This is a genomic window from Bacillus sp. FSL W8-1143, from assembly GCF_037965155.1.
GTDB classification, from domain to species: domain Bacteria; phylum Bacillota; class Bacilli; order Bacillales; family Bacillaceae; genus Bacillus; species Bacillus pumilus.
On sequence record NZ_CP150182.1, the window covers coordinates 1,672,213 to 1,697,588 of the forward strand.

The window sequence follows — 25,376 nt, forward strand, 5'->3', positions numbered from 1 at the left end:
TTGAAATTCATGTTTAACTTACCGAATAAAATAACTCTTTCTAGGATCGCCTTGATCCCTGTTTTTATGATTATTATGCTTGCACCTTTAGATTGGGGCGTTGCGCGTTTTGGTCACGTCAGCATCGAAGTGACACATCTTGTTGGAGCAATCCTGTTTATTGTTGCTTCGACAACGGACTGGATTGATGGGTACTATGCGCGTAAACTGAACTTAGTGACGAATTTTGGTAAATTTTTAGATCCGCTTGCAGATAAATTGCTTGTTTCAGCTGCTTTAATTATACTTGTTCAGTACAACCTCACGCCGGCATGGATGGCGATTGTGATCATTAGCCGTGAATTTGCTGTAACTGGTCTAAGGCTTGTACTAGCCGGAGGCGGTGAAGTGGTAGCAGCTAATATGCTTGGAAAAGTGAAAACATGGGCGCAAATCATTGCGATTTCAGCTCTTCTATTGCATAACCTGCCGTTCGAACTTGTATCATTCCCGTTTGGTGACCTTGCGATGTGGGTAGCAGTGTTCTTCACTGTTGTGTCAGGCTGGGATTACTTTGTGAAAAACTGGGAAGCTTTAAAGAATGCTAACTAAAAAGGACGTGTACGCTTTGAAGTCAGAGAGAAAAGCAGAAATTATTGCAGTCGGTTCCGAACTATTGCTAGGGCAAATTACGAATACGAATGCACAATTCATCAGCAAACAGCTGGCTGAAATTGGTGTGAATGTTTATTACCATACAGCAGTTGGTGACAATCCAGAGCGTTTAAAAAGGGCCATTCAAGTGGCGCAGGAAAGATCGAATTTTATTATCTTCTCAGGTGGTCTTGGACCAACGAAAGATGATTTAACAAAAGAAACCATCGCGAGTACGCTTGGAAAAGAGCTCGTGCTAAATGAAGAAGCATTTGAATCCATTCAAGAATACTTTCGAAAGACTGGACGAGACATGTCACCGAATAACCGGAAGCAGGCACTCGTCCTAGAAGGATCTGATGTGCTCGTGAACCGGTTTGGAATGGCTCCAGGTATGTTTATTCAAGAAAACGATACGTTTTATATGCTTCTTCCTGGTCCGCCAAGTGAACTGCATCCAATGTTTGAGAACGAGGCGAAGCCGCTGATATCTGAGAAACTGGATTTGAAGGAAAAAATCGTGTCTGTTGTTCTTCGCTTTTTCGGAATCGGTGAATCACAGCTTGAAACAGACCTAGAAGATTTAATTGATGCTCAAACCAACCCAACGATTGCACCTCTCGCATCTGACGGTGAAGTGACACTTAGGCTCACGGCTAAGCATAAGGATGAAAAAGAAACGGAGCGTCTGTTAAAAGAGACGGAAGCGAAAATTTTAGCGCGTGTAGGAGAGTACTTCTACGGGTATGGTGATACATCACTTGTCCGTGAAGCCTCCAAGGCTCTGCACGAACACGGGAAAACAGTGGCAGCGGCTGAGAGCCTGACAGGCGGAATGTTTTCTGAATGGCTGACAGACCTTGAAGGTGCATCGTCGATTTTAAGCGGCAGTATCGTTTGTTATACAAACCAAGTCAAACAGCAGGTGCTTGGCTGCCGGGAAGAAACATTGTCTTCTCATGGTGCTGTTAGCAAAGAGTGTGCTTTAGAGCTTGCTGAAGGTGCTAGAAAGCTTACGGGAAGTGATATTGGCATTAGCTTTACGGGTGTAGCAGGCCCTGATACCCACGAGGGACAGCCTGTCGGAAAAGTGTTCATCGGGCTATCTACGAAAGACCATACAGACGTGTTTGAATGGATGTTTACAGGAAGCCGGTCGGGCATTCGAAAGCGCGCTGTGAAATACGGACTGCATCACTTGCTCAATTTATTAAAAGAAAGTTAATTTTGTTTTTTGTTAGGTTTACTCCTTTATAAAAGAGTGTTTTTTCTAATAGAAATCACTCTTTTCTTAAAAATCTGCCAAGAAAAAATCGAATATGTGTTCGTTTTTTTTCTTGGCAAATGAGGTGAAACAAGGTATAGTATAGATAGTGGAATTGATAAAGGAGGAAACAATAGAATGAGTGATCGTCAAGCAGCCTTAGATATGGCTCTTAAACAAATAGAAAAACAGTTTGGTAAAGGCTCTATTATGAAACTAGGAGAGCGAACAGATACACGTATTTCAACAGTACCGAGTGGTTCGTTAGCACTTGATACTGCACTAGGAATAGGTGGATATCCTCGTGGCCGTATTATTGAAGTATATGGTCCAGAGAGTTCTGGTAAAACGACAGTAGCACTTCATGCCATTGCCGAGGTTCAGCAGCAGGGAGGACAAGCTGCATTTATTGATGCAGAGCATGCGCTCGATCCAGTTTACGCTCAAAAACTAGGTGTCAATATTGATGAGTTGTTACTTTCTCAGCCTGATACAGGAGAACAAGCACTTGAAATTGCAGAAGCTCTTGTCCGCAGTGGTGCAGTTGACATTGTTGTTATTGACTCAGTAGCTGCTCTTGTACCAAAAGCAGAGATTGAAGGAGACATGGGTGATTCACACGTTGGTCTACAAGCACGTTTGATGTCCCAAGCACTTCGTAAACTATCTGGTGCCATTAATAAATCAAAAACCATTGCCATCTTTATTAACCAAATTCGTGAAAAAGTTGGGGTCATGTTCGGTAACCCTGAAACAACGCCAGGTGGACGTGCGCTGAAGTTCTATTCATCTGTTCGTTTAGAAGTGCGCCGTGCTGAACAGCTGAAGCAGGGCAATGACATTATGGGGAATAAAACGAGAATTAAAGTAGTGAAAAACAAAGTAGCACCGCCATTCCGTATTGCAGAAGTAGACATTATGTACGGTGAAGGAATTTCAAAAGAGGGCGAAATCATCGACCTTGGAAGCGAACTAGATATCGTACAAAAGAGCGGTGCTTGGTATTCTTACCAAGAGGAACGTCTTGGACAAGGCCGCGAAAATGCGAAACAGTTCCTGAAAGAAAACAAAGATATCATGCTAATGATTCAGGAGCAAATTCGCGAACATTACGGCTTGGATAATAACGGAGTAGCGCAGCAGGAAGCTGAAGAGGCGCTAGAAGAATTAGAATAAAAATAAAATCAGTATGAAATGATACAAAAGGTTGGGTGAAAAAACTCAGCCTTTTTAATTTTGCAAAAAACTTTCGACAACTTTTTCAGTACTTCATCCGTCTAAAATATAAAATGGGATTTATTTTGGGAGGAAAAGGTAATGACAAGCCCAACCCGCAGTAGAACTGCAAAACGCAGACAGAGAAAACCAAATCAGAGGGGAAAACTTGTGCTTGTTTTTTTAGCAGCGATGATTTACTTAACGATGTGGAATGTGCTTCATCGAAATAGTGAAGAGAACAACCCGTTTCAACAAACTGCAGCAGCTTCAAGTACTAGCCAGAAAAAAGAAGTCAAAAAGAAAACCGTCAAAAAATCAGAGGAACAAATCAAAACAGTGGACCGCAATCAAAATATCAGCAGCTATTTAAATGAGATCGGTTTCAGCGGAACAGCCATGATGGTTAAAAATGGAGAAATCGTAACAAATAAAGGTTTTGGTTATGCAGACCGTAAACAAAAAATTCAAAATAATCCATTGACATCTTTTTATGTCGGTTCGTCACAAAAAGCGCTGATAGCAACCGCTATTTTGCAGCTTGAGGAAAAGGGGAAACTTCAGACAAGTGATCCGGTAAGCATGTATTTACCTCATTTCCCTAACGGACAAAAGATTACCTTGAAAAATCTGCTTACACATACATCGGGAATAAACGGACATATTGAAGGAAACGGCGCAATTACTCCGGACAATTTAATAAAAGATATAGAACGTCAGGGAATTAATCGTCAGCCGGGCGTATGGGAATACAAGGATTCCAACTATTCTGTTCTTGCTTATATTGTTGCTAAAGTAAGCGGTGAGTCCTATGAACAATATATAACGAATCATATTTTTAAACCGGCAGGAATGACGCATGCAGGTTTTTACAAAACATATGAAAAAAACCCTTATCCTGCTGTAGGGTATAAACTGAAAGGCGGCAGAATGATTACACCGTATATGCCTGATCTATCTCAGCTGTATGGTGCTGGAGATATTTATATGAGTGCTATAGATATGTGCAAATTTGACCAAGCACTGATAGACGGCAAACTGTATTCGCAGAAGAGCTATAAAAAGATGTTTACGCCAGGAAGTAGCTCCACATACGGAATGGGATTTTATGTTGCTCCCGGCAGCTATTCAAACCATGGTGTCATGCCGGGTTTCAACATTTTGAACAGCTTTAGCAAATCTGGACAAACCATTGTTGTATTGTTGTCAAACATTCAAAATAACACGAAACTGGGCCAAGTGAACAATATAATATATCAGCTGCTGAATCAAGAATAATTCTGATCTGCTTTTGCAAACGTTAAGATAGCAAGCTTGACAAGTATTTCCGACACAATTACAATGGAAATGTATCACTTGTTTTTCTTAACATGATTGATAACTAATTTAAACTTGACAAGGGCAGTGAGGATCTCATTCCCTGTGAAGGCCCTGTATGTTGAGACACAAAACAATGTACATGCCGACACTTTATTTGTAAAACCAAGTTCATAGCAAGAGGAGGTGAAAATATGTCGCCTACGATGTTTACGATCATCTCCATTTTGCTGAGCCTAATCTGTTTAGTTGTTGGCTACTTTGTTCGTAAAACCATTGCAGAAGCAAAAATATCCGGCGCAAGAAACATGGCCGAACAAATTGTTGAGGATGCAAAGCGTGATGCGGAAGCATTGAAGAAAGAAGCGCTCTTGGAAGCGAAAGATGAAATTCATTCCTTTCGTGTAGAGGCGGAGCAAGAAGTTCGTGAAAGACGTAATGAGCTTCAAAGACAAGAAAACCGTTTACTTCAAAAAGAGGAAAATCTTGATCGCAAAGATGAATCTTTAGATAAACGGGAGTCCCTGTTGGAGAAGAGAGATCATTCTCTGAATGAACGACAACAACATATTGAAGAGATGGAAAGCAAAGTGGATGATATGATTCGTTTGCAGAAAGCCGAGTTGGAACGTATTTCAAGTTTAACTCGAGATGAAGCGAAACAAATCATTCTGGATCAAGTTGAAAATGAGCTTTCCCACGACATTGCAGTCATGACGAAAGAATCTGAAAACCGAGCGAAAGAAGAGGCTGATAAAAAGGCGAAAAATATTCTTTCACTTGCGTTACAGCGTTGTGCAGCTGATCATGTAGCTGAAACGACGGTATCTGTAGTCAATCTTCCAAATGATGAGATGAAAGGTCGTATTATCGGACGTGAAGGACGAAATATCCGTACGTTAGAAACGTTAACAGGTATTGACTTGATCATAGATGATACACCTGAAGCTGTTATCCTATCGGGCTTTGATCCGATTAGACGTGAAACAGCGAGGATAGCTCTGGACAAGCTAGTCCAGGATGGCCGCATTCATCCTGCACGAATTGAAGAAATGGTGGAAAAATCACGCCGTGAAGTCGATGATTATATCCGTGAGATGGGTGAGCAAACGACATTCGAAGTCGGAGTTCACGGTCTGCATCCGGACCTCATCAAAATTCTCGGTCGCTTAAAATTCCGTACAAGTTATGGACAAAATGTCCTGAAGCATTCAATTGAGGTTGCACATCTTGCAGGTCTCATGGCTTCAGAGCTTGGAGAAGATGCAAAGCTTGCAAAACGAGCAGGTCTTCTGCATGACATTGGAAAAGCCATTGATCATGAAGTAGAAGGAAGCCACGTAGAAATTGGCGTTGAGCTTGCGACGAAATATAAAGAGCATCCTGTTGTCATCAACAGTATTGCCTCTCACCACGGTGACCAAGAACCGACATCTATTATCGCTGTTCTTGTTGCGGCAGCAGATGCATTATCTGCAGCACGCCCTGGTGCACGAAGTGAGACGCTTGAAAATTACATTCGGAGACTTGAGAAATTAGAAGATATCTCTGAATCTTATGAAGGTGTTGAAAAATCGTTTGCGATACAGGCTGGACGTGAAGTACGTATTATGGTGAAGCCGGATTCAATTAATGATCTTGAAGCTCACCGTCTAGCAAGGGATATTCGTAAGCGGATTGAGGACGAGCTCGATTACCCTGGTCACATTAAAGTGACGGTCATTCGAGAAACTCGCGCAGTAGAGTATGCAAAATAGAGCGGTGCGCTTAGCGCCGCTTTATTTTTTTGTGTAAATATGCAACACTGATAAGAAGTCAATTTATAAGAGAAAGGGTTCAAAGCGCATGAAAATATTATTTGTTGGAGATATTGTCGGTTCACCTGGACGAGACACACTGAAAGAATACTTGCCAAAGCTAAAGAAGAAATATCAGCCCCACTTTACCATTGTCAATGGAGAAAATGCTGCTCATGGAAAAGGGATCACTGAAAAAATCTATCATGAACTGCTGCAAGCAGGAGCTGACGTGCTCACAATGGGCAACCATACATGGGATAAAAGAGACATTTTTGATTTCATTGATGACGCAGCCAACATGGTTCGTCCGGCGAACTTCCCAGAAGGTACACCTGGTAAAGGTCTGACGTTTATCAAAAAACAAGGGAAAGAATTAGCCGTCATCAACTTGCAAGGACGTACTTTTTTACCCCCACTTGACTGCCCATTTCAAAAAGTAGACGAGTTAATTGCGGAAGCATCTAAACGTACACCGTTCATTTTTATTGATTTTCATGGTGAAGCCACAAGTGAAAAGCTAGCGATGGGCTGGTATACAGACGGCCGTGCATCATGTGTCGTTGGAACGCATACACATGTTCAAACAGCAGATAACCGCGTTTTGCCAAAAGGAACTGCGTATATTTCAGATGTGGGAATGACAGGACCTTATGATGGCATTTTAGGTGTTGATCGGGAGACGATTATTAAACGATTCAAAACGAGTCTTCCAGTCCGTTTTGAGATTGCGGAAGGACGCACGACATTAAGTGCAGTAATCGTAGAAATTGACGAACAGTCGAAAAAAGCTGTCAAAATTGATCGAATTTTGATAAATGATGACCATATTTTCTTTGAATAAATGTTCACATATTTATTTCAGAAAAATATTAATCAGAAAGAAGGAATATGCGCCCTCTATCGTGAATATAGTAAAAATGGTAGGTAGCCTGCTATTTTTGAAAAACATTTTGGGGATGGATTTTCAAAAAATAGCATCATCTAACAAAGATTGTTCTAATGAACACTCACTTATCCATTGTAAATTTAAGGGGGAGCAGAAATGGAAATTTTAAAAGTTTCAGCAAAGTCAAATCCGAATTCAGTAGCAGGAGCATTAGCAGGCGTTTTACGTGAACGCGGTGCAGCGGAAATACAAGCAATCGGCGCTGGAGCGCTGAATCAGGCGGTCAAGGCTGTAGCCATAGCAAGGGGATTTGTTGCACCAAGTGGAGTGGATTTGATATGCATTCCAGCCTTTACTGACATTCTTATCGATGGAGAAGAAAGAACAGCCATCAAATTGATTGTTGAGCCACGATAATTCTAATTTTATTATTTTCAACCTGCTTACATCATGTAAGCAGGTTGTTTTTGTTTACCACTATACATTTCTTATATAACAAATTCAGTTCATGAAATAGATAAAAATGACATATTAGAGCTTGCATTTTTTCACCATGATGATAAATTAAGATTAAGTTAAAAATACTTCATCAAAAATAAATATTTAAGTAGGTGAAATAATGATTGAAGCTTTTTTGAAAAGAGGAAAGCTTGTTTTTATTTTATTTTTTATTGTTCTCATTGCAGGCGGCTATTTATTTACGCAGCTTCCTAAGCGAGAACTGCCAGAATTCCAAGCGAATATCGTCACGATTTCCACCGTGTTCCCAGGTGCGGATGCAAAACAGGTGGAAAGTGATGTAACCAATAAGCTCGAATCAGCCATATCTGATATCAATGGTGTAGAGAAAACGAGCTCTGTTTCTGCCATTGGGTTTTCAAATATTGTGCTTGAAATTGATGATCAAGCCGACTTTCAAAAGGTGGCAAGTCAAATTAAGAACGAAACCACAAGTGCTGCGTCGTCCTTTCCTGATGGAGTGATGGAGCCTGATGTAAAGGATGAGTTTGGCAGCGTGCCGGTTGGTTCTTATATGGCTGTGGCAAGTCAATCAGCAGACTTAGCAAAAAGTCAGGAATCGCTGCGTGCGTTGAAGGAAAAGGTTGAGGACATCAAAGGGGTAGACAGTGTCGTCATCAAAGGATTCAATGACAAGCAAGCGGTATTAAACTTAGATTCAAGTAAACTGGAGGATGAAGGGTTAAGTGTAACGGATGTCACAAATGCCATCAATCAGGAATTTGACACATCTCCACTAGGCGACATTCGGACAGGCGGCGAGAAGGTTAAGCTGTCCATCGATGCCTACGACCGTTTGAATCAAGTGAAAAAGCTTGAGCTTTTCTCCAAAACGAACCGTGAACCGGTCACAATCAGTCAGCTTGGCAGCTTAAAAGAAGTAGAAAAAGAGAAAAGTGACATTGTGTCGTATAACGGAAAGCCTGCCTATTCATTTACAGTCAATATCAAACCAGGGCTTGATATTCCTAAAATGTATGACAAAGTCAGTGATGTTATTGAGAAAGAGAAGCAGCTTCCAAGTGGTGTCGAGTGGGTAAACTACTATTCACAAAAAAGTGAAGTGGATGCCATTTTTAATGATTTGATAAAAGAAGCCATTGTTGCGGTCATCGCTGTTATTGTTGTCACCACACTTGGTCTGACCATTGGCGGTGCGTTTATCGTTTCACTTGCCATCCCATTATCAATCACAATCGGAACGATTCCGCTGCCATTTTTACAAGTGGACCTCAATCAGATATCAATTATCGGATTTATCATTGCCCTAGGGATACTTGTCGATGATGCCATTGTCGTCAACGATAATATTTTAAGGCAGATGAAAAAATATGAAAGTCCGCTGAAAGGAACGATTGCAGGGGTCAAAGAAGTTGCAGGGTCTATTTTGACCTCAACACTTGCGGTTGTGTTTGCTTTCTTGCCACTTGTTTTCCTATCAGGTGCAAACGGTTCATTTATACGAGCATTACCGTCTGTCCTCGTAACGACTGTACTTGCGTCTATGGTGATTTCTCTGACACTAGTGCCAGTCTACCAATATACCGTGAACCGAAAAAGACAGAACAAGAAAATTCAAAAAGAGCCAGGATTCCTAGGCAAACCGTTAAAAAAATTAGCTGATTTTTATGCAGACCGCGTGCTGACGAACATTGTGAAGCGTCCGCTGCTTATTGGGCTAAGTGGTTTGCTTGTTGCAACGCTTGCCTTTTTACTAATTTTCGTCACACCATTTGAATTTTTCCCTGCAGCGAATAAGAAAGAAGTGGTTGTCACTGTCACACTTCCAAGTGAAACAACATTAGACAAAACAAATGAAACATTAGAGAAAATAGAACAAGAGATGAAACAGCAGAAAGGCATTGAAGAGACGGCGATCTTTGCAGGCGGCGGTGTACCGAACCTGTTTAATGAAAGTATCTCAAATGCAAGTGATCATACTGGTCAGGTTGTCGTGAGAGTAGACAATGATCAGATGACGAGTAAACAATTGATCGATCGTATGACAGAGCCATTGCGTAAGAAATTTAAAGATGCTGATATCTTTATGAAAACCATTGTTCAAGGACCTCCAACTGGTGCACCTGTGACAGTAACCATTGCGGGTGACTCTTTTGCAAAGCTCATTGATGTCAAAGAAACGCTCACAAGTGAAATGAAAGAAAAAGGAGCGAGCTTGATCACTGACGATGTCAATCAGCCGGTAAAAACGATCTCCTTTGAACTAAACCGTGACCGAATGGCAGAGGATGGCCTCAGCGCTCAGCTTGTCAGCAGACAGCTCGGTCTTGTGACAGAAGGCATGCCATTAGGCAGCTTTAAACAAGGAACAAAAGATATCGATTTAGTGGTCAAACAGGATGTAGGTACACATCAAAATGGATTAAAGCTAAAAGAAATAAAAGTGCCTGTCAATTCAAATGAAGGCGGTATGCCTTCACTCGAGCCACTTAGCCGATATGTAAAAGAAAAAGAAACAGAGCAGTACGAAAGCATTCCACATGAAAATGGAATTCCGACCATTACGCTGAAGGCGTACCCTGGCACGTCAGAGTCGTTTAAAGACGACATGAAAGAAGTCGTCGATCAAGTAGGAAAAACAGATGCAGCGAAGGATCTAGCTATTTCTCAAGGCGGAGAAAATGAAGATCAAACCAAGTTCTTTATTGAAATTAGTCTCTTATTTGGGGTTGTCTTGCTTCTCATTTATGTGACCATCGCTTTCCAGTTCAATTCATTGATGCTTCCACTATTAGTTCTAGGAACGGTTTACTTAGCGATATCTGGAGCTGTTATCGGACTATTTGTCACACAAACACCGTTCAGCTTTATGGCAACAATGGGAATTGTCTCATTAGCTGGTATCGTGGTCCGAAATGCGGTTGTCTTGTTCGAGTTTATTGAGCAGCGGCGTAAGCAGGGATTCGATCAACAGACAGCTGTCATTGAAGCGGGAAGAGCAAGGATTAGGCCAATTTTACTAACAGCATTTACGGCACTTGTTGCCCTAATGCCTGTAGCATTAAGTAATGATCCGCTCTTTAAGCCGCTGGCAATCTGCATTGTATCGGGTGTCTTTTTCTCAACAATTTTGACACTATTAATTGTGCCAGCCTTATATATTGCCGTTTCAAAAAGACGGTGAATCAAAAAGTAAATCTCCTTTTCTATGGGGATTTGCTTTTTTTTTAGAAAAATATCCAAAAAAATATGTGGAGTGTTCATTTGTCTTTTTGCAGTAGACAATGGTATTTACGACGAAAATAAGACGTGTTAAAATCTCATTGGGAGAAGTTTTTTAACAAAGGGGTTGTACGTCATGTGTGGAACGATGAAAGCAATTGTTAAAAAAGAAAGCGCTTACGGAGCGGTGCTGATGGAGATGCCGATTCCAGAAATCAATGATCATGAAGTATTGATTCAGGTGAAAGCCACTTCGATATGCGGAACAGACGTGCATATTTATAATTGGGATGACTGGGCAAAGGGAAGAGTTAAAGCGCCCTACATTTTTGGACATGAATTTACAGGGGAAGTTGTCAAGACGGGGAAACAAGTCTCACGTGCAAAAGTAGGGGATTTTGTATCGGCAGAGACACATGTTGTATGTAATCAGTGCTCTATGTGTTTAACAGGTCAACAGCACTTGTGCAATGAAACGAAAATTTTAGGAGTAGACATTGACGGCTGTTTTGCTGAATATGTCAAAGTACCTGAACAAAATGTGTGGCACAATCCAGCTCAAATGCCAGTAGAGCTTGCGTCTATTCAAGAGCCGCTTGGCAATGCGGTTCATACAGTGCTGCACACACCTGTTTCAGGTAAGTCAGTGGCGATTTTTGGCTGCGGACCAATCGGTTTAATGGCGATCGCCGTCGCGAAAGCTTCCGGTGCTGTCCAAGTGTTTGCTGTCGATCAAAACGAATACAGGCTGAATCTTGCCCGGGAAATGGGAGCAGACCATATCGTGGATATTGGAAAAGATGATCCTGTTGAGGTGATTAAGCAGTTCACGCGGATGGAGGGGGCAGGTGTGATATGCGAGATGTCAGGACATCCAGTTGCCATTAATCAAGCTCTCGAAGCTTGTGCAAATGGAGGGAAAGTCAATATACTAAGCTTGCCAGAACGACCAGTGACAATTGACATTACGAATCAAATTGTTTTTAGGGGATTAACCGTGCAAGGGATCACGGGGAGAAAAATGTTTGAAACGTGGCGTCAAGTATCTGAGTTATTAAGAACAAATACCATCGATGTCAAGCCAGTTGTCACCCATACACTACCATTTGAACAGTTCGAAAAGGGATTTGAACTCATGAGAAATGGGATGTGCGGAAAGGTCGTACTGATGATGCCATCAAATCAAAGGGGGAAGAAATGATGAAAGAATTCACGTATTTACAAGATGAACTGGAAACAATGAAGCAGCAAGGCACTCACCAAACATTGAAAGAGATTGACTCAAAACAATCATCCACTGTGACATTAAATGAACAACCTGTCATACAGCTCTCCTCAAATAACTACTTAGGCCTCACCTCACATCCAAGGCTGATGAAAGCGGCAAAAGAGGCCATTGATCAATTCGGTGCTGGTACGGGGTCGGTACGAACGATCGCTGGCACAATGACGATGCACGAACGTCTTGAAAAAAAGCTCGCTGCATTTAAAAAGACCGAGGCAGCCCTTGTATTCCAATCAGGCTTTACGACCAATCAAGGGGTCTTATCAAGTATCCTGACAAAAGATGATATTGTGATTTCAGATGAACTGAATCATGCCTCAATCATTGACGGCATTCGGTTAACAAAAGCAGATAAAAAAGTATATGGTCATTCCAATATGGAAGAGCTTGAGAAAATTTTAAAGAAATCTATGAATTACCGCGTTCGTCTCATCGTCACAGACGGTGTGTTCTCGATGGATGGAGATATTGCGCCACTTCCTGAGATTGTCAGGCTCGCAGAAGCATATGATGCATTTGTGATGGTAGACGATGCACATGCCTCGGGCGTGCTTGGTGAAAATGGCCGCGGGACAGTCAACCATTTTAAACTCGACGGCAGAGTGCATATTCAGGTTGGGACACTTAGTAAGGCTGTCGGAGTGCTCGGCGGCTATGTAGCGGGATCAGCCGTTTTGATTGATTATTTAAAGCATAAAGCAAGACCGTTTTTATTCAGCACCTCACATCCGCCAGCTGTGACTAGAGCGTGTGAAGAAGCGATTGAAGTGCTGTTAGACGAACCAGAGCGAATTAGCACGCTCTGGGAAAACGCCGCCTATTTCAAAGAAAAAGTCGTCAGCCTTGGATTTCAAGTTGCTCCGACAGAAACACCCATTATTCCAATCATGATTGGAGACGAAGCTCTTACGTTTCGCTTTTCAAAGGCTTTAATAGACCGAGGCGTGTTTGCCCAGGGCATCGCTTTCCCAACTGTAGCAAAAGGAAAAGCGAGAATTAGAGCCATCATCACAGCAGAGCACACAAAAGAAGAACTGGACCGTGCACTGACGATCATCGAAGAAGAAGCAAAAAAACTGAACATACTTGATTGAGAGAGCGCAGGCTCTCTTTTTTTGCACTATTCTTTCCATATTTCATCAAATCTACCGTTTGTTATGTATAATGTATGTAAAAAGATCTATTGAGGTAAGTGGTGAGACAAATGTTATTTAATAAAGAAAATTTTTATGAGCAATTTTTAGATTATAAGAACAAAGGGAGAACAGATAAGAATCACCCTTTTCACAACATGTTTAATAAAGAAATCCCAAACAACATTCGTTATGAATTAGAAAAACGTTATATGAGGAATTTGGATAGGATCGATATTAAAGCATCTACAGGAAATGGAAAAGTTGCAGAATGTTTTTGGATTGCACTTTTAGACAGGAGATTAACGACAAATCCTAATTCCCAAAAAACAACGACACAAAAAGGAATATTTATTGTTATTTTATTTGCTGAGAACGGGGAAGATTTTTATTTAACAATTGAAACTGGAACTGAAAATTTATCTTTATCTGAAATTAAAGAAGAGGCAGCTATTTGGAGGAAGAGGCTACAGCCGGAATTAAAGCACCATAAAAGACTAGAGGGCTTTCATATAGGTGATTTTCATTTGGGTAAATCATTAAGACCTAAAAAATACGTGGCAAGCTCATTGGTTTTTAAAAAGTATAATATTGATCATTTTGACCATCACCAATTAATACAAGATATCAATTCTTTAAATGAGTTTTTTTATGATTTTGTTTACGAAGTATATTTGGATCAGGACCTTACTCCAAAAGTGAAAGATCAGAACAAATTTAAAAGAAAAAGAATCATTCATAGAGATGTTTATAAACAATTAAGAGAAGAAAGAGCAAAGCAAAACGAAGAGACAGGTAGAATAGCAGAGAAATTTGTTTATCGTAAGGAAGTAGAGCAATTAAAAGCAGTGGGTCGGGAACAATTAGCGGAAGCTGTCGATTGGGTGGCTGAGACGGAAGATGGTCATGGATTTGATATCAAATCTTATTACCCCGATGGAAAAGAGAAACTCATAGAAGTAAAAGGATCTAAACTGACTCACCAAGACTTTCCATTCTTCTTATCTGAACAAGAAAGAATGGTAGCAGAAGAGGAAAAAGAATCATATGTGATTACTTTAGTTGAGAGTGTCGGGACACAGCATATGAAGATTGTCAAAGAAATACAAAACCCTTTAGGTAAAGACGATCTACATCTGAAACCTACTCAATATTCATGCAAAATTCGTGTGGATTGAAAAGTAGTGGCACGTATGAATTTATTTTCAATTCATCACAAAATAGTCTATACTGTAGGGTGGAGCTTGGTTTGAAAGGAGTACAAATTCATGAATGAAGAGCAGAGAAAAGCGAGCGGACAAGTAAGTTCATCGGACAAAAAATCCGAGAAGGACTATAGCCAGTATTTTGAAGCTGTGTACATTCCGCCTTCCTTAAAAGATGCAAAAAAACGGGGTAAAGAAGAAGTCGAATACAATCAATTTCAAATTGACGAGCGTTTTCAAGGGTTAGGAAACGGGCGCAAGTTTTATATTCGCACATATGGCTGTCAAATGAATGAGCATGACACAGAAGTGATGGCTGGTATTTTTATGGCGCTTGGTTATGAACCGACAAACTCAACGGAGGATGCAAATGTCATCTTATTAAACACTTGTGCAATTCGTGAGAATGCGGAAAATAAAGTGTTCGGAGAGCTTGGTCATTTAAAAGCATTAAAGCGTGAAAAGCCAGATTTAATTTTAGGTGTCTGCGGATGTATGTCTCAAGAGGAATCTGTCGTCAACCGTATTTTGAAGAAACATCCATTTGTTGATTTGATTTTCGGTACACACAACATTCACCGCCTGCCAGAGCTGTTATCTGAATGCTATCTTTCAAAAGAAATGGTCATCGAGGTTTGGTCAAAAGAAGGCGATGTCATTGAAAACCTTCCGAGAGCCCGCCAAGGAAAAATTAAGGGCTGGGTGAATATTATGTACGGTTGTGATAAATTCTGTACATACTGTATCGTCCCTTACACACGCGGTAAAGAAAGAAGCCGCCGCCCTGACGAAATTATTCAAGAGGTCAGACGTTTAGCGGCAGAAGGATATAAGGAAATTACCCTTCTTGGTCAAAACGTGAATGCGTATGGAAAAGATTTTGAAGACATGGAATATGGTCTTGGACACTTGATGGATGAGCTGCGTAAAATCGATATTCCGCGTATCCGTTTTACAACAAGCCACCCGCGTGACTTTGACGATCACTTAATTGAAGTGCTTGCTAAGGGTGGGAACCTTCTCGATCATATTCATTTGCCAGTTCAATCCGGCAGTTCTTCTGTCTTGAAGCTTATGGCGAGAAAATATGACCGTGAGCGTTACCTTGATCTTGTGCGCAAAATCAAAGAAGCGATGCCAAATGCTTCATTAACAACGGATATTATTGTTGGGTTCCCAAATGAGACAGATGAGCAGTTTGAAGAAACACTTTCCCTCTATCGCGAGGTTGAGTTTGACGCTGCTTATACGTTCATTTACTCTCCAAGAGAAGGAACACCAGCAGCGAAAATGCAAGACAACGTGCCAATGCATGTGAAAAAAGAACGTCTGCAGCGCCTGAATGCCCTCGTGAATGAAATTTCTGCGAAAAAAATGAAGGAATATGAAGGGCAGACTGTCGAAGTATTAGTAGAGGGTGAAAGTAAAAACAATCCTGAAATCCTAGCCGGATATACAAGTAAAAGCAAGCTTGTGAATTTTAAAGCACCAAAAGAAGCGATTGGCAACATCGTCAAAGTGAAAATCACACAAGCCAAAACTTGGTCTCTTGACGGAGAAATGGTTGGAGAAGCTATCGAGGTGAATTAAAATGACGCTTTATTCAAAAAAAGAGATTGTCGAGCGCGCAAGAGAGCTCGCTAAAATGATTTCTGAAACAGAAGAAGTTGATTTCTTCAAGAAAGCAGAAGCGCAAATCAATGAAAATACAAAAATTTCAACGATTATTAATCAAATTAAGGCGCTTCAAAAACAAGCTGTGAATTTAAAGCATTACGGCAAACATGAAGCCTTAAAGCAAGTCGAAGAAAAAATCGATGCCCTGCAAGAAGAACTGGATGAAATCCCGGTGATTCAAGAATTCAAAGAATCTCAAGTGGAAGTCAATTCCCTGCTTCAGCTCGTAGCGCATACGATTTCTAATCAAGTAACAGATGAAATCATTCTTTCAACCGGCGGTGACCTCTTATTAGGAGAAACCGGTTCAAAAGTGAAAAACTCATCACCAAGTTGCTCCATTAAATGAGAAAACCCCGCAAATGCGGGGTTTTTTGTTTTGCTATCATCATTTTTTGAAAGAACAAAAATCACACTTCCCATTCTACTTCTTGTTTCGTCACCCCAAAATCTCTCACTCTCCAACTTTTCCAATTTTCAAGGCAAGTTTATGGGCAACCATGCATACACTGAAACAGAAATGAATTTAATTGAACATGAAGTTCAAAATCGTGACACACTAGACGAATGCCCAGCATAAGATAAAACGATCAAGAACAAGGAGGCATGCCGGAATGTCTGAATACAGAGAAATTATTACAAAAGCGGTGGTTGCAAAAGGGAGGAAATTCACCCAAAGCACACACACCATTTCTCCATCGCAAAAACCAACCAGCATCCTAGGTGGTTGGATCATTAATCATAAGTATGATGCTGAAAAGGTCGGTAAAACTGTTGAGATTGAAGGAACCTTTGATATTAACGTATGGTATTCTTACGCTGATAACACAAAAACAGAAGTTGTCACAGAACGGGTGAAATATGTAGACATCATCAAACTAAGATATAAAGATAAAAATTTCCTTGATGATGAGCACGAAGTGATTGCAAAAGTGCTGCAGCAGCCGAATTGTCTAGAAGTGACCATTTCTCCAAACGGCAATAAAATTATCGTTCAGGCAGAGCGTGAATTCATTGCTGAAGTGGTAGGAGAAACAAAAATTGTTGTAGAGGTCAATTCAAGCTGGAAAGAAAAAGATGATCATGAGTGGGAAGAAGAGGTGGATGAGGAGTTAGAGGATATTCATCCAGAATTTCTAGCGGGTGATCCAGAAGAGTAATTGATGACTAGGGCGCATATCCCCCTAGTTTTTTTGTGTCCTATCTAGGAGAAAAAAGGTGATTTTATATGCTATAATGAAAGATGGTATGAATTCGAATGTAATATAGTGAGGGATTAGAAATATGGCAAGTTATACGCCCATGATACAGCAATATTTAAAAATCAAGGCAGAGTACCAAGATGCCTTTTTATTTTTTCGCTTAGGCGATTTTTATGAAATGTTTTTTGATGACGCAAAAGAAGCGTCACAAGAATTAGAAATCACGCTAACAAGCAGAGATGGCGGGAGCATACCAATGTGCGGTGTTCCTTATCATTCTGCTTCTGCATACATAGAACAATTGATTTCAAAAGGCTACAAGGTCGCGATTTGTGAGCAGGTGGAAGATCCTAAAACGGCAAAAGGTGTAGTCAAAAGAGAAGTCGTTCAACTCATTACACCAGGTACGGTGATGGATGGTAAAGGCTTAAGTGAAAATGAAAACAACTTCATTGCCTCTGTGACAAAGTTTGAAAATGGATATGGACTTGCACTTTCCGATTTATCTACTGGTGAAAACATGGCGGCTTTCATTGATCGATTAGATGAAGTCGTGTCTGAAATTTATTCTGTCGGTGCAAAAGAAATTGTGGTGTCAAAGCAGCTGGATGAGGAAACAGTCAAGACCTTAAAGGATCGGTGCCAAGCGACCATTTCATACGAAGATAGTGATGAATTGATCGATGAAGCTGAGCGGCTCGTGTCCCGCCTGAGCGAGCAACTAAGATCGGCCTTTTTGACATTATATGCTTATTTAAGAAGAACGCAAAAAAGAAGTCTCGATCACCTTCAGCAAGTTCAAGTGTTTGAGCTCGAACAAACAATGAAAATTGATCTTTACTCAAAACGAAATCTTGAATTAACAGAGACGATCCGCTCAAAAAGCAAGAAGGGCTCTTTGTTATGGCTGTTAGATGAAACAAAAACAGCGATGGGTGGAAGGCTGCTCAAGCAATGGATCGACCGGCCGTTAATTCGGCTTTCGCACATTAAAGAACGCCAGGAAATGGTGCAAATTCTTATGGACCATCTCTTTGAACGAGAGGATCTGCGTGAACGGTTAAAGCAAGTATATGATCTCGAACGTTTAGCGGGCCGCGTCGCATTTGGCAACGTAAATGCCCGTGATCTCATTCAGTTAAAGGAATCCTTAAAACAAGTACCAGCCATTAAAGAGCTTGTGCACTCACTGCCAGAGGAAATGGCAAAATCAAGAGCGAATGCGATTGATCCTTGTGGTGACTTGCTTAATTTATTAGAAGATGCACTTTATGAAAATCCGCCGATGACGATAAAAGAAGGCAATTTGATTAAAGATGGCTACAATGCAAAATTAGATGAATACCGTGATGCCAGCCGAAACGGAAAGGACTGGATTGCACGTCTTGAACAGCAGGAAAGAGAATATACCGGCATTCGCTCCTTAAAAGTCGGGTTTAATAAAGTGTTTGGTTATTATATCGAAGTGACACGCGCAAATACACATCTGCTGGAGGAAGGCCGTTATGAAAGAAAACAAACGCTTGCCAATGCAGAGCGGTATATCACACCTGAATTAAAAGAAAAAGAAGCACTGATACTTGAAGCAGAATCAAATATCAACGAATTGGAATATGAACTATTTACAGCTCTCAGGGATCAAGTGAAAGGTTATATTCCTAGATTACAGCTGCTTGCAAAACAAATGAGTGAGCTGGATGCGCTTCAATGCTTTGCGACTGTCAGTGAAAAACGCCGTTATATCCGTCCAGAATTCTCAGAGGATGAGGTAGATGTCATAGATGGTCGTCACCCAGTCGTTGAAAAAGTGATGGATCACCAGGAGTATGTACCAAATGACTGCCATATGGGAAATGGCCGGCAAACCTTACTCATTACTGGACCAAATATGTCAGGGAAAAGTACGTATATGAGACAAATGGCGCTTATCTCCATTCTTGCGCAAATTGGCTGCTTTGTGCCGGCATCGAAGGCGACTCTTCCGATCTTTGACCAAATCTTTACACGCATTGGGGCGGCAGATGATTTGATTTCTGGTCAGAGTACTTTTATGGTAGAGATGCTCGAAGCAAAAAATGCGATGGTGCATGCAACGAAAAACAGCTTGATTTTATTTGATGAAATTGGACGCGGGACAAGCACCTATGATGGAATGGCTCTTGCGCAGGCGATCATTGAATTTGTTCACGATCATATTGGTGCCAAAACGCTTTTTTCCACACATTATCACGAGCTGACAGTTCTTGAATCTCAATTAAGCGAGCTGAAAAATGTCCATGTACGTGCTGAAGAGCATGAGGGCACGGTCGTTTTCTTACATCAAATCAAAGAGGGTGCAGCTGATAAAAGCTATGGTATTCATGTAGCGCAGCTTGCTGAATTGCCTGATGCGATCATCGATAGGGCCCAGACCATTTTGACGGAGCTTGAGAGCGGATCACATGAAGTGACCCCGCACGTATCTGCAGCTCCAAAAACAGAAAAGGCAGAGGAAAAGCAGCAGCTTTCTTTCTTTGAAGTAGAAGAAAAACCGCAAACCAAACCAGTTCTAAAACAGAAAGATCAAGCGGTGATCGAGGAATTAAAGTCATTCAATCTAATGGATATGACTCCGCTCGAAGCGATGACTAAGCTATATGAATTGCAAAAGAAATTATAATGTAAGGTGAGGTGAGCAAAATGGCAAAGATTATTCAGTTATCCGATGACCTATCCAATAAAATTGCTGCAGGTGAAGTAGTCGAGCGTCCAGCTTCTGTCGTAAAAGAGCTTATGGAAAATGCAATCGATGCAAGTAGTACAGTGATTGAAATCGATGTAGAAGAAGCAGGTCTTTCTTCTATTAGAATGATTGATAATGGTGTTGGAATCGATGCTGAAGATTGTAAGCTCGCCTTTCAGCGCCATGCAACGAGTAAAATCAAAGATGAAAATGACCTGTTCCGTGTCAGAACGCTCGGTTTCAGGGGAGAGGCGCTGCCAAGTATCGCATCTGTCTCTCATCTAGAAATGAAAACAAGTACTGGTGAAGGAGCTGGAACGCAACTGGTGCTGCAAGGCGGAAAGATCATTTCAGAGAAAAAAACCTCTAGTCGCCGCGGTACCGAGATCGTCGTTACCAACTTATTTTACAATACACCGGCCCGCCTAAAATACATGAAAACCGTTCATACGGAGCTTGGCAATATATCAGATGTCGTCAATCGAATTGCGCTGGCTCACCCAGAAGTATCGATTCGCTTGCGTCATCAAGGAAAAGTCCTGCTTCAGACGAATGGAAACGGGGATGTGCGGCATGTGCTTGCGGCCATTTACGGAACAGCTGTTGCGAAAAAAATGGTGCCACTTCACGTGCAATCACTTGATTTTGAAGTGAAAGGATATATCTCCTTGCCAGAAGTGACAAGGGCATCACGGAATTATATGTCTTCTGTTGTAAACGGCAGATATGTTAAGCATTTTCCGCTCGTGAAAGCGGTCCATGAAGGGTATCACACGCTGCTACCGATTGGCCGCCACCCGATTACATTTATAGAGATGAAGATGGACCCCATTTTAGTGGATGTGAACGTTCATCCTTCGAAGCTTGAAGTGAGACTTAGTAAAGAGCAGGAACTTCATGAGTTAATTAAGCAAGGAATTAAGGACATATTTCAAAAGCAGCAGCTCATTCCAAGTGCTTCGGTGCCAAAGAAAGCACCAATGCCAGCGATCAAAAATGAGCAGCAATCCTTAACCTTTGATGCGAAAAAAGGAAACCCAAGCCCAGCGGAAACGCCGCTATCCTATCAGCCGGAGCCGCTCGAATCGGTCTTATATGAGACAAGCCATACCGAAGCATACGGAATGCCTAATCAAGAGAAGATGGAACCATCATCACCAGTATTTTATGAAGAAGCCTCATCTGAGCGAGTTCAGTTAGAGGAATCCGCCGCTTCACTAGAATATGAAGAGTTAGAACTAAGAGAAGATGCTGCAGAAGCCATTTCAGAAAACGAACGAGTTCCTGTCATGTATCCCATCGGACAAATGCATGGCACATATATTTTGGCTCAAAATGAACGTGGGCTTTATATTATCGATCAGCATGCGGCTCAGGAGCGAATCAAGTATGAGTATTATCGTGAGAAGGTAGGAGAGATCAAACAGGAAGTGCAAGAAATGCTCGTCCCATTAACATTCCATTACTCGAAAAACGATATGCTGATTATTGAAGAGCATAAAGAGATATTAACGAAAGTGGGTGTCTTCTTAGAGCCTTTCGGTTCAGGAAGCTACATTGTACGGTCGCATCCGCAGTGGTTTCCAAAAGGAGAAGAGGCTGAACTGATCGAAGAGATTATTGAGCAAGTGCTGGATGAGAAGCGTGTAGATATCAAAAAATTAAGAGAAGAAGCGGCAATCATGATGAGCTGCAAAGGCTCTATCAAAGCAAATCGTCATTTGCGAAATGATGAAATCAAAGCCCTATTAGATGAACTCAGGCAGACAAAGGACCCTTTCACTTGTCCGCACGGCCGGCCGATCATCATTCATCACTCGACATATGAAATGGAGAAAATGTTTAAACGGGTCATGTGATCAAATAAAAAAAAGCTCTTATTAAGGCACCTCAGCGTGTAGACAAACTATTGCGCGAGCTGGTGCTCACGAATGTCTAATCCGCGCCAGAACTCGTCCTTCCTAAGCTACAAAGGTTTCTATCACACTGAAAAGAAGACAAAGGGCTAAAATAAACATCATTTTGCCCTTTGTCATTTGAAGCGCTCTTATTAGAGCGCTTTTTTATTTAGCATCCACACGGATCTGGCGGTGTGACCACAACTGGTCGTGTATTAATATCAATCGTATCTTCTGCATAAAATGTGGAACCGATGCTAATTGCTCGATTTTCTGCGCGGAACGTATATGTACCTGCGGCAGGGAGTACTTTATGTGAAAGCTTTAATGTATATTTGGAAATTCCAAGTAAATCCAATCTAAGCGGAATACGGACGGTTTGTCCGTTGTTCAAAATGTAGCTGTCTTTTAATGCTTTACCGTTCATAATGTCTTTAGTTGTTGCTTGGAAACCCTTTGGCAGTGTGAACTCAACCGCACCAAGACTTAGAATAGAATTTGGGCTGTACGTTAGTTCAATGTCAGAAAAAGACCATTCCTGCTTACTTGTACCTGTAATTTTTGCGTAAAGGGCAGCTGGTTTTGCATTGGTTGATGCTTTGCTTTCCTCTATTTTGGCTCCTTCAGCAGATGCAGAAAGCGGTACTGACAGCGCCATAACCAATGTGAGCATCCCCATCATGATCATCGTCCATGTTTTTTTCATTTCTTCCTTCCCCCTTGTTGAATATAGGTAAATAATAGATGATTACACCCATTATTTACCTATAATGTTACCATATCCCTACATGGTATTAAATGGTATATTATACCCTTATTTTGTCATCTTGTTTAGTAATAACGGGGAAAATGCGCATTTGGTTGGTTCATTCCGTAACCAAAGCCTGGCATTTGCTGATTCGGCATCATCATATGCATATCTTGATATCCGTATGGATGATATGGCATCATTCCATATCCACCATAGTGGCCATGATGATGGTGATCCTTCATTGGAACATGCGAAAAGGGGTCATGCTGATTTGGAAAAGGCGGATAGGCTGAATGATGATGCGGATAATGTCCGCTGTACTTATCCTTTTTACCGGTATGATAATGGTTTGGCATATTCATATGATCATGCATGTTTGGCGCGACCACATGCTCATGATTGGCTGTATACACATTCTCAAACGTATGGTACGGATTTCCTTCGTGATGATAATTCATTTGGCTATTCATATTGTTCATTTGATATCTCATCCTTTATGTCAGGTTGCCATATCCTATGAGCATGATCCGTTTCATGAGCCTATCCATATGAAAAAAACCGGCTTTTCAGCCGGGAAAACAAAAAGCAGTTGAAAGCGTCAGGTGCTAATATGAGAAGCCATGTCTTCTTCTACGACGCTTCTTACAACTGCTGCAGACACTTTTAGGGTAATAATAGGGATCGTAGCTTCTAGAAGTATCCCAGAAATCGCTCTCAAACCAATCATCTTTTTTATGATGAAACTTTTTTTCTTTACATGGGTCCTCATGGCAATGATCGTCATGCTTTTTATAACAGTTTGAGTGGGAATGTTTGCACTTGCATTTGCACATTGTCATCCCTCCTAAATGTGACTCAATGCTAGTATATGCACGAATAAGACAAGGGGACTGGATGGTGGCGCATCTTCTCTAAAAAAAGGCTTTTTCTCAAAATTCAAATGAAAAGAATTGACTAGTGCTAAAATAACATGATAAAATATAAATTTTTATCCAACCATGAAATGTGTTATAATCAAATTGTGAATACTTTCGGAGGTGGCGGATTTGTTTCAAATAGGTGATAAAATTGTTTATCCTATGCATGGTGCCGGTGTGATTGAAGGAATGGAAGAAAAAGAGATTTTAGGTAAGACGGAGGAATATTTTCTGATTCAAATGCCGAATATGCAGATGATGATCCCAAGAGGCAGAATCAATCAACTAGGTATTCGTCAGGTAGCAGATCAAGCAACGCTGAAAGTTGTGATGAACAATTTTGCAGAAGAAACAAACGACGACACGCTTACTTGGAAGCAAAGATATGATGAAAATATGAAAAAACTAAAAACAGGTGCGATCGAAGACGGTGCAGACGTTGTCAAAGATCTGATGAGACGAAATCAGAAGAAAGCATTAAATTCAAGTGAAAAGAAGATGCTTGAAGATGCTAGAGGCATGTTAGTGAGTGAAATTTCTCTTGCACAAGGGCTTTCACAAGATGAAGTCCTTTCAGCTTTAGAGAATGAACTAAGAATTTAATGATGGATATACAATAATTGGCTGTAAACAGAAGGGCATCCCTTTTGTTTGCGGCTTTTTTGTTTGAAATCAGAAAAACATGTCCATTTTTGTAGGTGATTTTAACTAAAGCTAAAATAAGGTCATACGATGCAGTTTTTTATTCAAGCAGCGAATGATTCAAAGAAGTCAGAAATACCTAGAGCGGCATAAAAAAACAGGAAAGTTCTCCTGATTCATTTAAATGAGCCGGACAACCTTTGAATTCTGTTAGCCATTGATAGTAAAATAATGCGATAAGATGACACCTAAGAGAATGAAAAGGAGCGGTGAAATGAAAAGGCTACTGATATGTGGATTCATCTTTCTGATCCTATGTGCTCTTTTAATGGTGAAATGCAGCCATTCTGTTCAAGAAAAAAAAGAGCAAAAGCAACATCAAGAAGAGGTAGAAAAGTATCAAAAAGAGCGAAAAAAAGGGGATCGATACGACAGTTTTAAACAGCTTATTCGGCATGAAAGAAAAGGGTATGAAATAGAATTTCACGAAAAGGGCGGAAGTGATTTACTCGTCTTTTCTCCTCATGGAGGGGAAATTGAACCAGGAACAAGTGAAATTGTAGAAGCATTTCAAGAAAGATACTCGACGTATTTGTTTGAAGGAACGAAACAAGACAACAATCGTGATTTGCATATTACAAGCACCAAGTTTGATGAACCGATATTGGTCCAAATGATTAAAACGTATCCCTTCTCCATTTCCATCCACGGCTATAAAAGTGATAAAAAGCACACGCTAGTTGGCGGGACAAACGAAAAAATGAAAAGAGCAGTTGTACGAGAGTTAAAAGATCGAGGATTTTCTGCAGAAATGGTGCAAGAAGGCGAACGGCTTTCAGGAACAGATCCTAAAAATATTAATAATCGAAATGCAAGTGGTGAAAGCGTTCAGCTAGAAATTAGTACGGCGCAGAGAGAATCTTTTTTCGACCATTTTGATACGAGAAAAGGAAAGAAAAAAGCATTCAGACGTTATATCCGTGCTTTAAAAGAAGTATTAAGAGAATTTGACCCAACTTCGTAGTAAAATCGTTTTGATGGGTAAAAGTACTCCATTTAAACTTGGTAAAAAAGATAGAAATATGCGAAATGAACATAAATCATGCAATAAATTACAATTTGCCTTAA

20 protein-coding genes are annotated in these 25,376 nt (G+C 40.8%); 18 read left to right on the forward strand and 2 right to left on the reverse strand.

Annotated features, from left to right (window positions below; translation table 11 throughout):
- Positions 1–9: 9 nt before the first annotated feature.
- From pgsA to mutL, 16 genes are all read left to right on the forward strand, one after another.
- Positions 10–591 carry a CDP-diacylglycerol--glycerol-3-phosphate 3-phosphatidyltransferase gene (gene pgsA / locus NSQ36_RS08285; RefSeq protein WP_003211136.1) on the forward strand — a complete coding sequence of 194 codons (582 nt, stop codon included), beginning with the start codon at positions 10–12 and terminating at the stop codon, positions 589–591.
- Between the two features lie 16 nt (positions 592–607).
- The gene (locus NSQ36_RS08290; RefSeq protein ID WP_034620034.1) at positions 608–1,858 is read left to right on the forward strand and encodes a competence/damage-inducible protein A; all 1,251 of its coding nucleotides are present in this window, start codon (positions 608–610) and stop codon (positions 1,856–1,858) included.
- A gap of 177 nt (positions 1,859–2,035) precedes the next feature.
- Positions 2,036–3,073: a recombinase RecA gene (recA, locus tag NSQ36_RS08295; RefSeq protein ID WP_050944976.1), complete on the forward strand. Its 1,038-nt coding sequence runs from the start codon at positions 2,036–2,038 to the stop codon at positions 3,071–3,073.
- 141 nt (positions 3,074–3,214) lie between these two features.
- On the forward strand, positions 3,215–4,390 hold the full coding sequence (locus tag NSQ36_RS08300; RefSeq protein WP_137054611.1) for a serine hydrolase domain-containing protein: 1,176 nt from the start codon (positions 3,215–3,217) through the stop codon (positions 4,388–4,390).
- A 233-nt stretch (positions 4,391–4,623) separates the two neighbouring features.
- The gene (gene rny / locus NSQ36_RS08305; protein WP_003211958.1) at positions 4,624–6,186 is read left to right on the forward strand and encodes a ribonuclease Y; all 1,563 of its coding nucleotides are present in this window, start codon (positions 4,624–4,626) and stop codon (positions 6,184–6,186) included.
- Positions 6,187–6,274: 88 nt separating this feature from the next.
- Positions 6,275–7,069, forward strand: coding sequence for a TIGR00282 family metallophosphoesterase (locus NSQ36_RS08310; protein ID WP_003212177.1), 795 nt, complete (start codon positions 6,275–6,277; stop codon positions 7,067–7,069).
- Between the two features lie 201 nt (positions 7,070–7,270).
- The gene (spoVS, locus tag NSQ36_RS08315) at positions 7,271–7,531 is read left to right on the forward strand and encodes a stage V sporulation protein SpoVS (protein WP_003211281.1); all 261 of its coding nucleotides are present in this window, start codon (positions 7,271–7,273) and stop codon (positions 7,529–7,531) included.
- A 202-nt stretch (positions 7,532–7,733) separates the two neighbouring features.
- Positions 7,734–10,778, forward strand: a complete 3,045-nt coding sequence (locus tag NSQ36_RS08320) for an efflux RND transporter permease subunit (protein WP_339207177.1) — start codon at positions 7,734–7,736, stop codon at positions 10,776–10,778.
- A gap of 174 nt (positions 10,779–10,952) precedes the next feature.
- Entirely contained in the window at positions 10,953–12,017 is a 1,065-nt protein-coding gene (tdh, locus tag NSQ36_RS08325; RefSeq protein ID WP_268458617.1) for an L-threonine 3-dehydrogenase, read from the forward strand.
- Positions 12,014–13,195, forward strand: coding sequence for a glycine C-acetyltransferase (locus tag NSQ36_RS08330; protein ID WP_106032963.1), 1,182 nt, complete (start codon positions 12,014–12,016; stop codon positions 13,193–13,195). The genes tdh and NSQ36_RS08330 overlap by 4 nt, the downstream gene beginning before the upstream one ends.
- A gap of 110 nt (positions 13,196–13,305) precedes the next feature.
- Positions 13,306–14,412, forward strand: coding sequence for a DUF3578 domain-containing protein (locus NSQ36_RS08335; protein ID WP_335364959.1), 1,107 nt, complete (start codon positions 13,306–13,308; stop codon positions 14,410–14,412).
- Positions 14,413–14,502: 90 nt separating this feature from the next.
- Entirely contained in the window at positions 14,503–16,029 is a 1,527-nt protein-coding gene (miaB, locus tag NSQ36_RS08340; RefSeq protein WP_012010025.1) for a tRNA (N6-isopentenyl adenosine(37)-C2)-methylthiotransferase MiaB, read from the forward strand.
- A gap of 1 nt (position 16,030) precedes the next feature.
- On the forward strand, positions 16,031–16,465 hold the full coding sequence (locus NSQ36_RS08345) for a RicAFT regulatory complex protein RicA family protein (protein ID WP_003211238.1): 435 nt from the start codon (positions 16,031–16,033) through the stop codon (positions 16,463–16,465).
- A gap of 265 nt (positions 16,466–16,730) precedes the next feature.
- Entirely contained in the window at positions 16,731–17,276 is a 546-nt protein-coding gene (gene cotE, locus NSQ36_RS08350) for an outer spore coat protein CotE (RefSeq protein ID WP_003212450.1), read from the forward strand.
- Positions 17,277–17,400: 124 nt separating this feature from the next.
- Positions 17,401–19,977 (forward strand): DNA mismatch repair protein MutS, encoded by a 2,577-nt coding sequence (mutS, locus tag NSQ36_RS08355; RefSeq protein ID WP_339207180.1) that lies wholly within the window; start codon positions 17,401–17,403, stop codon positions 19,975–19,977.
- Between the two features lie 20 nt (positions 19,978–19,997).
- The gene (mutL, locus tag NSQ36_RS08360) at positions 19,998–21,899 is read left to right on the forward strand and encodes a DNA mismatch repair endonuclease MutL (protein ID WP_339207182.1); all 1,902 of its coding nucleotides are present in this window, start codon (positions 19,998–20,000) and stop codon (positions 21,897–21,899) included.
- A gap of 208 nt (positions 21,900–22,107) precedes the next feature.
- On the opposite strand, the gene bslA is transcribed toward mutL, so the two are convergent.
- Both bslA and NSQ36_RS08370 read right to left on the reverse strand, forming a co-directional pair.
- Positions 22,108–22,644, reverse strand: coding sequence for a biofilm surface layer hydrophobin BslA (gene bslA, locus NSQ36_RS08365; RefSeq protein ID WP_339207183.1), 537 nt, complete (start codon positions 22,642–22,644; stop codon positions 22,108–22,110).
- A gap of 125 nt (positions 22,645–22,769) precedes the next feature.
- Positions 22,770–23,168 carry a hypothetical protein gene (locus tag NSQ36_RS08370; RefSeq protein ID WP_003211318.1) on the reverse strand — a complete coding sequence of 133 codons (399 nt, stop codon included), beginning with the start codon at positions 23,166–23,168 and terminating at the stop codon, positions 22,770–22,772.
- A gap of 567 nt (positions 23,169–23,735) precedes the next feature.
- On the opposite strand from NSQ36_RS08370, the gene NSQ36_RS08375 reads away from it, so the two are divergent.
- Both NSQ36_RS08375 and NSQ36_RS08380 read left to right on the forward strand, forming a co-directional pair.
- Positions 23,736–24,209, forward strand: coding sequence for a CarD family transcriptional regulator (locus NSQ36_RS08375; protein ID WP_050944959.1), 474 nt, complete (start codon positions 23,736–23,738; stop codon positions 24,207–24,209).
- A 313-nt stretch (positions 24,210–24,522) separates the two neighbouring features.
- Entirely contained in the window at positions 24,523–25,272 is a 750-nt protein-coding gene (locus NSQ36_RS08380; RefSeq protein WP_106028923.1) for a poly-gamma-glutamate hydrolase family protein, read from the forward strand.
- Positions 25,273–25,376 lie beyond the last annotated feature (104 nt).